The 14,297-nt window shown below is 46.2% G+C and carries 14 protein-coding genes; 8 read left to right on the top strand and 6 right to left on the bottom strand.

What is annotated here, in order from left to right; all coding sequences use genetic code 11:
- Position 1: 1 nt before the first annotated feature.
- A complete protein-coding gene (locus tag NYE45_RS21550) occupies positions 2 to 670 on the bottom strand; it encodes an HAD-IA family hydrolase (protein ID WP_062835621.1) in 669 nt (222 codons plus the stop codon).
- 501 nt (positions 671 to 1,171) lie between these two features.
- Between NYE45_RS21550 and NYE45_RS21545 the strand changes: the two genes are divergently transcribed.
- The 5 genes from NYE45_RS21545 to NYE45_RS21525 all read left to right on the top strand — a co-directional run bounded on the left by NYE45_RS21545 (position 1,172) and on the right by NYE45_RS21525 (position 6,438).
- Positions 1,172 to 2,098 (top strand): ADP-ribosylglycohydrolase family protein, encoded by a 927-nt coding sequence (locus tag NYE45_RS21545; protein WP_340013909.1) that lies wholly within the window; start codon positions 1,172 to 1,174, stop codon positions 2,096 to 2,098.
- A 26-nt stretch (positions 2,099 to 2,124) separates the two neighbouring features.
- On the top strand, positions 2,125 to 3,372 hold the full coding sequence (locus NYE45_RS21540) for an MFS transporter (protein ID WP_340013908.1): 1,248 nt from the start codon (positions 2,125 to 2,127) through the stop codon (positions 3,370 to 3,372).
- A gap of 87 nt (positions 3,373 to 3,459) precedes the next feature.
- Positions 3,460 to 3,639 (top strand): hypothetical protein, encoded by a 180-nt coding sequence (locus NYE45_RS21535; protein ID WP_340013907.1) that lies wholly within the window; start codon positions 3,460 to 3,462, stop codon positions 3,637 to 3,639.
- Positions 3,640 to 3,769: 130 nt separating this feature from the next.
- A complete protein-coding gene (gene sigK, locus NYE45_RS21530) occupies positions 3,770 to 4,468 on the top strand; it encodes an RNA polymerase sporulation sigma factor SigK (protein WP_062329827.1) in 699 nt (232 codons plus the stop codon).
- Positions 4,469 to 5,076: 608 nt separating this feature from the next.
- Complete coding sequence (locus NYE45_RS21525) at positions 5,077 to 6,438, top strand: amino acid permease (protein WP_340013905.1); 1,362 nt, start codon at positions 5,077 to 5,079, stop codon at positions 6,436 to 6,438.
- A gap of 59 nt (positions 6,439 to 6,497) precedes the next feature.
- Here the strand turns inward: NYE45_RS21525 and NYE45_RS21520 are convergent, their stop codons facing one another.
- Positions 6,498 to 7,682 (bottom strand): serine hydrolase domain-containing protein, encoded by a 1,185-nt coding sequence (locus NYE45_RS21520; protein WP_340013904.1) that lies wholly within the window; start codon positions 7,680 to 7,682, stop codon positions 6,498 to 6,500.
- Between the two features lie 170 nt (positions 7,683 to 7,852).
- Between NYE45_RS21520 and NYE45_RS21515 the strand changes: the two genes are divergently transcribed.
- The gene (locus NYE45_RS21515; protein WP_340013903.1) at positions 7,853 to 8,305 is read left to right on the top strand and encodes an Lrp/AsnC family transcriptional regulator; all 453 of its coding nucleotides are present in this window, start codon (positions 7,853 to 7,855) and stop codon (positions 8,303 to 8,305) included.
- A 100-nt stretch (positions 8,306 to 8,405) separates the two neighbouring features.
- Here the strand turns inward: NYE45_RS21515 and NYE45_RS21510 are convergent, their stop codons facing one another.
- The 4 genes from NYE45_RS21510 to NYE45_RS21495 form a co-directional block, all read right to left on the bottom strand.
- Positions 8,406 to 9,611 (bottom strand): MFS transporter, encoded by a 1,206-nt coding sequence (locus NYE45_RS21510; RefSeq protein ID WP_340013902.1) that lies wholly within the window; start codon positions 9,609 to 9,611, stop codon positions 8,406 to 8,408.
- 125 nt (positions 9,612 to 9,736) lie between these two features.
- Positions 9,737 to 10,597, bottom strand: a complete 861-nt coding sequence (locus NYE45_RS21505) for an alpha/beta fold hydrolase (RefSeq protein ID WP_340013901.1) — start codon at positions 10,595 to 10,597, stop codon at positions 9,737 to 9,739.
- A 56-nt stretch (positions 10,598 to 10,653) separates the two neighbouring features.
- Positions 10,654 to 11,076 carry a MarR family transcriptional regulator gene (locus tag NYE45_RS21500; RefSeq protein WP_340013900.1) on the bottom strand — a complete coding sequence of 141 codons (423 nt, stop codon included), beginning with the start codon at positions 11,074 to 11,076 and terminating at the stop codon, positions 10,654 to 10,656.
- A gap of 116 nt (positions 11,077 to 11,192) precedes the next feature.
- Positions 11,193 to 12,257: an ABC transporter substrate-binding protein gene (locus NYE45_RS21495; protein WP_340013899.1), complete on the bottom strand. Its 1,065-nt coding sequence runs from the start codon at positions 12,255 to 12,257 to the stop codon at positions 11,193 to 11,195.
- Between the two features lie 166 nt (positions 12,258 to 12,423).
- Between NYE45_RS21495 and NYE45_RS21490 the strand changes: the two genes are divergently transcribed.
- Together NYE45_RS21490 and NYE45_RS21485 are read left to right on the top strand one after the other, a co-directional pair.
- Positions 12,424 to 13,500, top strand: a complete 1,077-nt coding sequence (locus NYE45_RS21490; protein ID WP_340017418.1) for an iron ABC transporter permease — start codon at positions 12,424 to 12,426, stop codon at positions 13,498 to 13,500.
- 2 nt (positions 13,501 to 13,502) lie between these two features.
- Positions 13,503 to 14,270: an ABC transporter ATP-binding protein gene (locus tag NYE45_RS21485; protein WP_340013898.1), complete on the top strand. Its 768-nt coding sequence runs from the start codon at positions 13,503 to 13,505 to the stop codon at positions 14,268 to 14,270.
- The last annotated feature ends 27 nt before the right edge of the window (positions 14,271 to 14,297 follow it).

Genomic DNA, 14,297 nt, shown 5'->3' with positions numbered 1-14,297 from the left:
CTTAGACGGTAGTGACGAGTGGCTTCGAAATCAAATCGTTAAATGCGAGGTCGGTCAAGCAAGACAGCCGTTGGTGAGGCATATCGAATTCCAATGTTCCCGTGATGGTATTCGAGATGACTACGCAGTGCATACCAGCCGCAGCAGCTGCACGCGCGCCGTTAGGTGAATCCTCAATCGCTACGGCTTCGTCTGCAGTTACTCCAAGGGCTTCAAGCGCTTGATTGTAAAGTTCCGGGTCAGGCTTAACATTCGCAACATCATCTGCCGTACGGATGACTTCAAAATAATCTTTCAGTTTCAGTTGTTCCAGATGCTGTTCGACCCACTCTCTTTTGGAGCTAGAGGCCACAGCCAGTTTTAGTCCGGCTTCACGTGCTTGATCAAGATATTCTTGAATGCCTGGACGAACCACCTCTTTGTTCATCAATGCAGCATGCTGCAACTGAACGGATTCCCTGAACGCTTCCCGATCAATCGGAAGATTCAAATCTGTGATGAGGTACTCATATGGATTAAATGTTTTCAGACTGGTACCGATGCATTGTGAATACATCTCCAGGGTTAAATCCACGCCGTGTTCCTTGTAAGCATCACGAAAAGCAATATACCATGCTGTCTCTGTATCAATAATCGTTCCGTCGAAATCAAACACCAGTGCCTTAATCATAAATTTGTTCCTCCTGTTTCAGAATTAGTTTGGGGATAAAACAAAGTGAAAGTTTTCTGCAAATTCATTCCCGTATATTCATTAACCTGCGGGATGTTAGTTGACGCAGTAGGGCGAAAATGAATATTAATTTGGGAAAAAATATGCGTTGAAGCTAATAAAACCGTAACATAGGACAAACTGAAGGGTCAAGCGCGTCATGATTGTTTACATTGAAAATTTTCACATGAATGACTTGTTTTCTGAAAATGATAAACGTTGCAAACCGTTAAGCCCTTTACATGTAAGCGGTGTACTGAATAAACCGTTTTTTCAGTTCAAAAAAATAAAACTTTTTTTATGAAAATTGAATGAACTGACCGTTCAACAGCTTTCGACACTTTTATAATAGAAGAAATGGAACTCGAATTATTGAATTTATTAGCTTTACGCCGGATGAAGTCATATGGGAAAATGAAAGAAAGATTCTGAAAGTATATGGAGTAAGGGAGGAACACAAAGATGCTGCAAAAGGACCGTTTCTATGGCTGCTTCATCGGGCTTGCAGCGGGTGATGCGTTGGGAACTACGGTTGAATTCAGTAGTCCGGGTACGTTCGAACCTGTTACCGATATTGTGGGAGGCGGCGTATTCGGGCTTGAGGCCGGGCAGTGGACAGATGATACATCCATGGCTTTGTGTCTGGCAGAAAGTCTGGTACGCAATGAAAACTTCGATCCCGCGGATCAGATGCGCAGATATACCAATTGGTACAAGGTGGGGTATATGAGCAGCACAGGCGACTGCTTTGACATCGGCGGGGCCACACGAAATGCGTTGGAGAGATTTGAATTAACTGGAGAAGCCTACAGCGGATCAGACGACCCGATGACAGCGGGCAATGGCTCTATTATGAGACTTGCGCCTGTCGCGTTGGCGTACGCCAATCATCCGAAGGAGGCGGTTCATTATGCAGCGCTGAGCTCCCGTACAACACATGCAGCAACGGAAAGTGTGGAAGCATGTGAGGTTCTGGCTGCGATACTTGTTGCTGGACTGCGCGGAGCGGACAAGAACGTCATGCTGATGCCGGAGACATGCCGACAGTGGAGGGAAGAGCCTGCTTTTTCACCCGCAATTGAAGAGGTTGTCATGGGTTCGTATCAGAGCAAAGAACCGCCTGAAATCAAGGGCAGTGGCTATGTGGTTCGTTCACTTGAAGCAGCATTATGGGCGTTCCATAAGTCCTCAAGCCTTGAGGAAGGCGCGTTGCTAGCTGTTAATCTGGGTGATGATGCGGATACCACGGGTGCGGTGTACGGACAAATTGCAGGTGCTTATTACGGGCTAAGCGGCATTCCGGCACACTGGCGGGACAAGCTGGCTATGCGTGAAACGTTTGATCAATTAACAGATGCCTTGTGGTTGAAGGCGACAGAAAATCGTTGATAAAGAGACAGGAGAAGAGAACATCTATGAGCACCACAGGACACACAACAGAACCACAGGCTTCACAGTCGGGTAAAAGAGGGGCATTTCCATTATCCCTGTTATGCCTGACGATAGGCGCTTTTGCAATTGGTATGACTGAATTTATTATTATGGGCTTACTGCCTAATGTAGCGACAGACCTGAATGTAAGTATTCCGCAGGCAGGACAACTCATTACGGGATATGCGCTTGGTGTAGCGGTGGGTGCGCCGATATTGACCGTGTTTACACACAAGATTCCGCAGAAGAAACTGCTGGTGCTGCTGATGTGCATTTTCATTATCGGTAACGCCTTGTCTGTCATTGCTCCCACCTACGGGTTATTAATCTCGGCACGGATATTAACGGCATTTGCCCATGGTACGTTCCTAGGTGTAGGTTCAATCATGGCAACGCGGCTCGTTGCACCCGAGAGAAGGGCAGGAGCAGTATCCGTTGTTCTCGCAGGGCTTACGATTGCCAACATCATTGGTGTTCCGTTTGGTACATTTATCGGACAGCAGCTCGGATGGCGGTCATCTTTCGGGGCGATTACGATTTTGGGCATCATTTCGTTAATTGGTATCATTCGTTTCATTCCTGTTCTGCCTCAAGGTGCACCTGCTAACCTCGGACAGCAGTTCCGGAATCTGGTGCGCCCACAAGTATTATTGATCCTGCTCGTTGGCGCGATGGGCTGTGGCAGTCTCTTCGCCGTATTTACGTACATTACGCCGATGCTTGTGGACATCAGTGGTTTTGCCGAGCAGAATGTGACTTGGATTCTGGTACTGTTCGGCTTCGGCGTTACCTTGGGTAACATGGTTGGCGGTCGTCTGGCGGACTGGAAGCTGATGCCTTCACTGATCGTCAACTTTGGGATCTTGGCGGTTCTTCTGGCAGTCCTTACGCTTACGCTGGACAATCCTTATCTCGCGGTCATCACTATATTCTTCTGGGGTGTTGCGGCCTTTGGTATTATGCCAGGATTGCAGATTCGAATCATGAATATGACCCGTGAAGCGCCGCTGCTGGCGACAACCTCAAGTCACTCCGCATTTAACCTGGGGAATGCAGGCGGTGCCTATCTGGGCGGGTATGCAATTACTCATACGGGACTTATATCCGTACCTTTGTATGCAGCAGTAATTGCCGGGTTAGGCTTGCTAGGGTTGTTCATCAGTTTGGCGATGGAGCGCAGACAGCGCTTGCCGGAATTCCCGGACGCTGTGGAGCCAGCTCCGGTGAATTAGAAATTGGAATGTGAGGCCTTTGCTCCTGCATCAACATGTGGGAGTGGAGGTTTTTTTCTAAATATCGATTAGTGGGAGAGGGGTATTATGTTTTACTACAAAGGTGCGTTTCGGGAAACCGATAATTTCATTTATTTCAAAAGCGATGTTCCATTAGCCGAGAATGATGTCGTCCTATTTGGCGAGAAAACATATTTTATTCAAAGTGTCGAGAAAGAATTTCTCCTTCTTCAGAAGGTGGGTTCGATTGTTACCGTGAGTGTATGAAATCTTCGCAAGATCATCCTCTTTTTCAAGTGTACGTGCACTTCTGGGCCCCTGCCTACATACAATAGATCGACCCTGTTCCCCCACGTGCTCAGGCCAGATCGTTGTAAAACTGCAGGAGGTGTCATCTGTGCCCGGATTGTTTACCGCAATTGCTCTATTCATTAAAGAGTTAACGTTACTCGTCTCGTATGTCAAAAATAATGCGTTCCCCCAGCCACTGGCTGAGGATGATGAAGCCAAACATTTACGCCTTATGGCTGAAGGCAATGCCCACTCCCGCAATTTGCTCATTGAACACAATCTGCGCCTCGTCGCGCATATCGTCAAGAAGTTCGATAATACTGGCGAAGATCAGGAAGACCTGATTTCCATCGGAACCATCGGTTTGATCAAGGCGATCGAAAGTTTTCAACAAGGCAAAGGAACCAAACTGGCTACGTTTGCAGCAAGATGTATTGAAAACGAGATACTTATGCACTTGCGTTCCCTAAAGAAAACACGTAAAGACGTATCCCTGCATGACCCCATTGGTACGGACAAAGAAGGTAACGAAATTACGCTGATCGATATCCTCGGAACAGAAGCCGACGACGTTGTAGATAAAGTGCAGCTCAAGATTGAAAAAAGCAAAATTTATCGCAATCTCGACATCCTGGATGATCGGGAGAAGGAAGTTGTGATTGGTCGATTCGGCTTGGAAGCAGGCGGGGAAGAGCGCACCCAACGCGAGATTGCCAAGGAACTGGGCATATCACGCTCTTATGTATCGCGGATTGAGAAACGGGCGTTAATGAAGCTGTATCATGAATTTTACAAGCAAAAATAATAGCTGGACACACCAGAGGGCGCCTTTATTGGGAGCCCTTTTTACTGTGAAGATACTTAAAATTGGGTCTAAATAATATTAATTATTTGGGATTATGACCTAAATAAAGTAATTTCCATTCCAAGAATATCTTGTAAATAGACCAATTTAATATATAAGGAGTAAATCATAATGAAGCAGCTTTTTCAGAAAACTCCACTGTGGTTTTTGTTAATCTGGATCGTAGGATTTATGATGATTGTTTTTAACATGTTTCAATCAAACTCGGGTAATATTAACTTGCTTGCGCTATTGATGATTAGTGTTGGTAATGCTATTCGAGTTTGGAAAACCGAACGTTCATTGGCGATTGCCTTTTTAGTCGTTTCCGTTCTATGTTTGGTTTATATTTTAATATATTTCATTAGGTATGTATGATCAGCATGATATGAGATAACGAGGGATCGTACATATGTACAAAACCAGAGGGCACCTTGCACAAAGATGCCTTCTTTGCTGTGAAAAAAATATATAAAAGAGGGATATGTATTCTGGGCAAACTATTATATGATGATTAATATTATTTTTCATCGTAGAGAGCATTTGCAGAAAGAGAGTGGTGGTTTACCATGCAGGAAGAAACGTTAACAAGGGGATTAAAAAACAGGCACGTGCAGCTGATGGCAATTGGAGGGGCGATTGGTACAGGTCTGTTTCTCGGAGCAGGCAAAACGATCCAACTAACAGGGCCATCCATTTTGCTGGCCTACATTATAACGGGTGTTGTATTGTTCCTGATCATGCGTGCATTGGGGGAGCTGCTGCTTAGCAACTTGAAGTATCATTCCTTTGTCGATTTTGTGCGTGATTACCTGGGAAATATGGCGGCATTTATTACAGGGTGGACCTACTGGTTCTGTTGGATTTCCATTGCCATGGCCGATATTACGGCTGTTGGATTGTATACGCAGTTTTGGTTTCCAAATGTACCTCAGTGGATGCCGGGGTTAATTGCGTTGGTCATTTTGCTAATTATGAACTTGGCGACGGTCAAGCTGTTTGGTGAAATGGAATTCTGGTTTGCTTTAATTAAAGTCGTGGCCATTCTGGCACTCATTGTTGTTGGTTTATATATGATTTTTAAAGGCTTTACCACGGATCAAGGTCCAGCAAGTTTCACCAATCTGTGGAGTCATGGGGGATGGTTCCCGAATGGACTGCATGGGTTCATCATATCGTTCCAGATGGTGGTATTCGCCTTTGTAGGCATGGAACTGGTGGGACTGACAGCAGGGGAAACGGAGAACCCGGAGAAGGTTATTCCGAGAGCGATTAACCAGATTCCGATTCGGGTCTTGCTCTTCTATGTTGGCGCATTGCTGATTATTATGAGTATCTACCCGTGGAACGCTATAGTGCCTACTGAAAGTCCGTTTGTACAAGTGTTTGCAGCTGTAGGTATTGCGGCCGCCGCCGGAATTGTGAATTTCGTGGTACTGACGTCCGCAGCATCGGCTTGTAACAGTGCCATTTTCAGTACAAGCCGTATGGTGTTCTCCATGGCAAAAGATCACAACGCGCCTGAGTCATTTGCACGACTGAATAAAAGGAAAGTACCTTCTAACGCGTTATTTTTCTCCACGATTGTTATTTTGATCGCGATTGTGTTGAACTATATCATGCCAGAGGGCGTGTTTACGCTGATCACGAGTGTGTCGACTGTATGCTTCATCTTTGTTTGGGGCATCATGGTGATCTGTCATCTCCGATATCGTCGTACTCAGCCGGAACTTGCGAGTCGCAGCCGTTTCAAACTGCCGCTTTATCCGTTCTCGAACTATTTGATTTTGGCTTTTCTCGCGTTTGTACTGGTGGTATTGGCATTGGCTGAAGACACGCGAGTGGCGTTATTTGTCACGCCGGTGTGGTTTATCCTGGTTGCAGGGATTTACCTCCTCAAAAAGAGAAACTTGCGCAGTAGCAGAGAGTAGAACTTGGCTTTGTTAACAAGTAGACCCGCCCAATCGGATTGGGCGGGTCTTGATGTTGGTTAAATTCTTGCAGCCTCTTTGCCTTCACGAATGCTCGCATAGATGGCATCACAGATATCAGTGGTATACTGGCCCGACATTCCTTCAAGTGCCGTATTGGTGAATGCGACAACACTAAGTTCTTCTTTTGGATCAACAAACCAGGAATGGCCGTAGGTTCCACCCATCCGCCACGTACCCGGGGATTCCGGTGTACCAGCTGCAACAGGATCTTTAAGTAGGGTAAAACCAAGGCCAAACCCTCTTCCTGGCCAATACGGCATGACGAGTTCACGGATTTGATTCGTGGCCATCTCGGTGGCAACAGCTTCCGTAAGAATAGGCTGTCCCCCTTGTCGCAATGTCTCAAGTAAAGTGAGAAAATCTCCGGTACTTCCAATCATACCCGCTCCGCCTGATGAATAAGCTGAAGGTTGATTTGCACGGTTGGGGGCAAGCCGAAAACCGGCAGTACCTTCAATAAAAGGAACCTGCTCCAATTGATTATGAAGAAGACGCGGTTCTTCAGAACCATTAGCATATGCAGCTGTCAATCGTTCCGAATCTACCGCAACAAAGTCAGTGTCGGTCATGTGGAGTGGATGAGTAACCAGCGTTTGGACAGCTTCTCGTAGTGACATCCCAGTTACCTTTTCGATAACGGCACCAAGTACATCTGTCGCAATGGAATATCTCCACATGTTGCCTGGCTCATACAGAAGAGGAGCAGAAGCCAGCCTCTGCAGATTCTCCTCTAGACTAATTTCAGACCAATCCATTCCATCCGATACTCCTGCGAGCTCATAGGTTCCCTGATCTTCTTGGAAGAAACGGTATGTCAAGCCTGCGGTGTGTGTCATCAACTGATGTACTGATATTAAAGCGTCCTGACCATTAGCAAGTTTGGGCCGGAATGCAGGAAGCCAGCGTGTCACCGGATCATGCAGACTCAGCTTTCCTTGTGAGATTAATGCCAGAGCTGCTGTCGAGACAATAGGTTTGGTTACGGAAGCAAGTCGAAACAGAGCGTTTTCCGACATGCTGCGCTTTTGCTCCCTGTCCGCGAAACCAGCAGCCCGGCTGTATATCAGTTCCCCTCTTAAAGCAACTTGTACAACTGTTCCTACGATTCTTTTTTCGCTTAGAGCGCGGTCAATGGCTTCATCCACATAATTATGCAATGTCGTCATGTCTTTTTTTCTCATGCTTATCTTCCTCTCACCAACTGATGTATTTGATTTCTCGTGATAACTGTGTATATTATATAAATGATTTACCTTGTATCACATAAGGTGTTAAAGGTATTATGATTAATTAGCGAATATATTTAAGGTAATATTTAATCATATTTTATAGTTTTAAAGGAGTGCATTACATGGACGAAATTGATCAGCATATTCTGTTTCACTTGGAGAACCAGGCGAGATTATCCATGACCGAGTTAGGAAAATTGGTGGGGTTATCTCAGCCCGCCGTTACTGAACGAGTCAAGCGAATGGAAGAAAAGGGAATCATCGAGGAATATCGAACCGTGATCTCCCCCTCCAAATTGGGCAAGCAGAGCACAGCCTATGTTCTTTTTCGTACACGGGATTGTTATCCTTTCCTGGATTTCTGTCGTGCGTCACCTGAAGTTGTGGAATGTTATCGGATAAGCGGGGAGTACAATTACTTGCTGAAAATCCTTACAGACACGATCCAGGGACTTGAAGAGTTCGAGAACAAGTGTGACCCGTACGGTACGTATATGACCTTGATTACGATGTCTTCTCCGATTGCACATAAAAATCTCATGGAAGGACCGAATCTCCTGGCACAGGCTGAATAAGATTCTGGTCTTTACAATGAAAAGCAGAAGAGGAGTCCACATCAAGTGAACTCCTCTTTTGTGTGTAACTCATGGTGTGTCTCATGCAAATGCCTTCCTGTTACGTTACTTTGGGAAATCCATATTTATAAGACCGTATAGCTACGAGCAATGCAGGTATGAGCAAGATAAACAGCGATCCGGCAAGGTATCCTGCTCCAAATACTTCAAGAAGGATGCCCCCGATGATGCCTCCTCCGCCAATGGCCAGATTCCATGCTGTAACCAGCATCGATTGGGCGACATCCGCACTTTTGCCTCCCGCTTGAGCAATGGCAGTTTGTAGTAGGGTGGCAGCCCCACCAAACGTAATTCCCCAGATCATGATGCCAAGAATAATCATCACAGGTTGATCAGTACCGATTCCCATCACGACAGACCCCAGCGCGAATGCTGTCAGACTGATAATCACTAATCTTCGCAAAAATTGGTCAATGAGCATTCCGGTTAACCAGATTCCCACAATGGAAGTGATGCCGAAAATGAGCAAAATCAAATCTACTCTGTTAGCAAATACGGTCTGGGCAAGGTAGGGAGAAATATAGGTGTAAAGGATATTATGCGCAAGCATCCAAGCCAGAACAACAAACAGAATGGGCCTAACTCCGGGAATTAAAAACACCTTATGCAGCGGAAGACGTTCCCCAGCCGTTTCTCCTGCAAAATCCGGCATTTTCCAGAGAATCCACCCGATTAAAGCTGCGGTCAGAAGAGATACAATCCCGAAGATGAGGCGCCAGCCGATATAAGAACTGAGAAAACTGCCTATCGGGACACCAAGGGCTAACGCCACCGGTGTGCCGACCATAGCCACGGCCATGGCCTTGCCTTTTAACGAATCAGGGACCATCCGACGAGCATAACCTGCTGTCATTCCCCATAACACACCCGCAGAGACCCCAGCCATAAAACGAGCAGCAAGTGTCAGGATATAATCTGAGGATAAGGCGGTAACGGTGTTAAAGACAAGAAAGCCGCCAATGCATACCAGCAGTAGAGGTCGGCGTCTCCATCCACGTGTAGCAGTAGTCAAGGGAATGGCAGCAATAAGTGATCCAATGGCATAAAGAGTCACTAACTGTCCGGTGAGGGCTTCTGTGACCCCCAAGTCTTTTGCAATTTGAGGCAGCAGTCCCGCAGGCAAGCTTTCGGTAAGGATGCAAATAAATCCAGCCATGGCTAAAGCAAGTAGCCCCGCCCACGGAAGGCGTTCTGAAGATATGGAAGACAGCTCCCTTTGCTTGGGGAGGGATGTGTGAATGGCCATGAATAAAAACCTCTTTTCTTATCATTTAATTCTATCCGGAACTATGCATATAAGCTTATCTGAAAAAAATAAACTTTTGCATACAGAATTAAAGGTGAGAAAGAGGCATTAACATGATATTTATTTTATTTTGTACGTTTTTCCGTTAAATCAAAAGGATGCTGTCTGTTCATCCATTCAAGGATGAGCTTGACAGATTCCATGTAACGTTGGCCTACCAGCAAACCCGTATGGGTCGTATCCCACAGTCCGGCATATGCAGCGCCGAGCTGCTTGGCAGTTAATTGGCCTCTCTGATCTTCGTCTTCACAGGAAACAGCCTTGATTACCAAACTGGGGCAATGGATCAGGTCGCCATTAATGGATACTCCATCGGCTCCACACAAAACTGAAAAGGTAGCAAATGCCTTGGCAGACTCCGTTTGCAGATATTTCCGCTGAAAAGCAATGTCTTCTGCCGTCTCATCTATACTGGTCAGTTCATCACGGACAGGTGCAGGCATGATGATCCCAGGTGTGATACGATTGCTTTCCGGGTAGGGGATTAACCCATGAACTTCCTTGCTTATACTGGAGTCAATTACAACTAGGCCTGCCAGAGTAGCGGCTTCTGCAATCTTTTGACTGAGAATCCCGCCCATGCTGAAGCCAATAAGAACGGGAGGTTCGTTGATCCCGGCTAATACTTCACGAATATCCTCCAAATAATCGTCAAACGTAATCTTTGTCATGTCCATGACCCGACTCATGTAATGACTTCTCAAGTTCATGACATAACAGGTCCAACCGTGCTGGACAAAGTGGGGGATATATTTGCTCCACATCCAGCTGCCTGTGTATGCACCGTGAACGAACAGCAGTGGGGGCTTCTTGGTCGTTGTTTCTTCGTCATGAGGCGGGGTTCCTTGGAATATTTCCAAGTGTAAATCATGTTCTCCGATCTTCTTTACCTCATGTTCCGGTAACAATCGAGTGTAGTCCGTCATACCAAAAACCTCCTCTAAGCTATTAGTTTGATATCAAACTATTTCTCCAAAAAAAATTAGAAGTTGCCATGAATTTTCATTAAAATTCGCAGCAGTTCTTTTTTCTCCGCTTCCGTAACGTCCGCATAGAACACGTCCAGCATGCGCTGCGATATCTCTTCAAAGACCGGCTTTAATTGTTCGCCTTTTGCAGTCAAAGCGACATGAACAACGCGTGAATCTGTTGCATCACGCTCTTTGACGACGTATCCTGTGCGCACCAATTTGTCCACAAGTGCAGTCACCGTGGATTTATCCTTGCCAATTTTTTTGGCGATTTCAGCCATGGTCATCCTGTGATTGTTGTACAGGGCATAGATAATATCCCCATGGGACGTAGCGAGATCCTGGATTCCCTGCTCAGCCATCTCGGCCAGGATGAAGCGGTTGACCCTCTCTTTAATTTTGGATATGAGTGAAATAGCGTCTCTTGTTTTCATATGTGTAATATAGTTTGTTATCAAACTAATGTCAAGCTTTGATCCATAATTTATTGCATGCGCAGTATAGCAAAAGAGCAGTGAGAATTTCTTCTCCTGCTCCTTTGTTCCAGTTACTACTTGATTGGATTGGCACTCATTTCCTGTCCCATTTTCTCAATACCATCCAGAATTTGATATCCATACCCCCAGAACTGGCTGAAATCTGTGACATAGATCTGTTTGTTTTTGATTGCGTTCATACTTTGCAGGGCAGGGTTGGCATACAGATTCTGAATCAGCTTGTCGATATCCGGTGAACCAGCATACGCGGACAAGAGTAGGTAGTCAGGATTCGCTGTGATCAGCTGCTCTACACTAACTTCACCTTGCACACCATCAAATGTATTTTTCAGCTTCAACAGGCCGAGTGCATCAAGCTGATACGTATCGTTCTGCATGCTGCTTACGGTAATGGTGTCTTCCGTAGCGGGTACGATGTAGGCAAAAGTATGCTCAGGCTTATCGGCTACACTTGCCTTAATGGCTGCAACACGAGTCTTCAGACTTTCCGTGAATGTTGCGGCATTTTCTTGAACATCGAAGATCTGCCCAAGTTGTGCAATATCGCTATACAGGCTGTCGAGTGTGCCTTTGTGATTCGTCGTTTGCAGGAACGTGCGGATATTCATGTCATTTAATCCATCGACGGTACCCACACCCCAGTCTGCATCAGCGAATAGGTCACCCCGTCCGAGTACCAGATCCGGGCTTGCACCTACAACCAGCTCTTTACCGACATAATCCTTGGACAATACCGGAATTTTGGCGAAATCATCAGCCACATCCGGTGTAACGGAACCGTATAGAGCAGCAACACCGACCATTTTATCAGTCAGACCTAATTTGATGAGCATCTCAGCCGCAGATTGGGTATTCGCAACAACACGTTCAGGTGCTTTATCGAATACTTGCACTTTGGGTTTCCACTCGCCGCCCTCACCCGAGATCGTGAAATTGTCAATGGTGAGCGGGTACGTCGTTTTATTGGTATTCTCAGCAGGAGCTGAAATTTCTGTCGTGCTCGTTGTTGAAGTTGTTTCTTCGGCAGGGGAAGAAGTTGAAGCATTCGAGCAGGCTGCAAGCAGCAGTAACAGGAGACTTAGAGCAGCGAAGCCAATGGTTCTGGATGAGAATTTCATTAAACGATGAACCTCTTTTCTATGTGTTTTAAATTGACAAAGATAATCATTCTCAATTATAATCCGAGAAAACACATTGTAAATAGCTAAATTTAATTTGTTCTACATTTTACGCGAATTGATGGGGGAAGAGATGGCACAGACGGTTCAGGTTCAGACACAGCGCATGGGGAAAAGAGAGTCTTTGATTCATAGTAAATCCGGGTTTGCTTTACTGATTGCAGCTTTAATCATGATCACGATTATTTCTGTAGGTATTGCGGTTTCCATTGGACAGGTCCGTATTCCGCTGGCGGAGTCATATCGTATTCTTTTATACAAAATAACGGGATTTCAGTGGGGGGCAACACCAATTGAAGCGGGCTCCTTTACCGATATCATTTGGCAGATTCGTTTCCCGCGGGTGCTGATGGCGATGTTTATCGGTGCAGGCTTGGCCTTGTGCGGTGCTGTGATGCAAGCTGCTGTGCAGAATCCACTAGCTGATCCTTACATACTGGGGATTTCCTCAGGCGCTTCACTTGGAGCGACTTTTGCAATTCTCATTGGCTTCGGTGCCATTGGCTGGTTGGGTCAGACGGGGGTGGCTTTCTGGGCTTTTGCCGGTGCGATGGGTGCGTCATTACTGGTCCTGGCTTTGGCAGGGATTCGGGGTAAAATGACGTCGGTCAAGCTGGTGCTTGCCGGAATGGTGATTAACGCGCTATGCAGCGCTTTTTCGAACTTCATTATTTATTTTGCCAACAATGCTGAAGGCATCAAAACGGTGACATTCTGGACCATGGGCAGCCTTGCGGCTTCTGGATGGAACAAGCTTCCGCTGGTTGGTATCGTTGTGCTGGTAGCGATTCTATTCTTCCTGTTGCAGTCGAGAGTTCTCAATACGATGTTATTGGGGGATGAAGCAGCCGTTACACTGGGCATTAATCTGAGTGTGTACCGTAGAGTATACATGTTGTTAACCGCTTTGGTGACAGGCGTCATGGTGGCGAGCTGTGGCATGATTGGTTTTGTCGGACTCATTATTCCGCATATCGTCAGAGGTCTGGTGGGTTCCGACCATCGTAAAGTGATGCCTGTATCCGTACTGTTTGGAGCCATTTTCCTCATCTGGACGGACGTGATCGCACGATCCCTCATATCCAGTGTGGAGTTACCGATCGGGATTATTACAGCCATGATTGGTGCGCCGATGTTTATGTATATGCTGGTCAAAAAAGGCTACGGTTTTGGAGGAAATTAACCATGAAACTGAACGTAGAAAATGTATCCATCTCTGTGCTGAACACGGACATCATCAAGGACATTTCATTACAGGTGAACGGCAAGCAGTTCGTCGGACTCATCGGACCGAATGGTTGTGGCAAGTCAACGCTGCTCAAGAGCATCTATAAAGTGATCAAACCGCAGCAGGGTAAGGTTTTTCTGGATCATACAGATATCCTCAAATCCAGCCCGAAGCTCGTTTCCAGGCATATGGGCGTTGTCGGCCAGTTTAATGAATTGAGTTTTGATTTTACGGTGCGCGAGATGGTCATGATGGGCCGTACCCCACACAAAAAAATGCTGGAGACGGATAATGAACGGGACCACGAAATCGTGGAACAGGCTCTGGAAAAAGTACATTTGACTGGACATGCAGATCGCAATTACGTGTCTCTGTCCGGTGGAGAGAAACAGCGTGTGGTATTGGCACGTGTGCTGGCACAGCAACCTGAATTCCTGATCCTGGACGAGCCGACGAACCATCTGGACATCAAATACCAACTACAAATTCTGAATATTGTCCGTGGACTCGGCATTGGCATATTGGCAGCGTTGCATGATCTCGAACTCGCCGCAGAATATTGCGATTATCTCTATGTGGTGAAAAAGGGCCAGATTGTGGTCCATGGGAAACCGGCTGATATTCTGACTCGCGAGATGATTGGCGAGGTATTCGATGTAGATTGTGAAATCTATACGAATCCGGTTACGGGTGGCCTGGGTATCGCTTACCTGAGTACACGTTGATTACGACTATATCTTCGGTTGGATGAC

Origin of the sequence: Paenibacillus sp. FSL K6-1318, assembly GCF_037976905.1 — a bacterium.
GTDB classification, from domain to species: Bacteria; Bacillota; Bacilli; order Paenibacillales; family Paenibacillaceae; genus Paenibacillus; species Paenibacillus amylolyticus_A.
The sequence above is the reverse complement of the archived record's forward strand: the minus strand, read 5'-3'. Positions and strand labels throughout refer to the sequence as shown.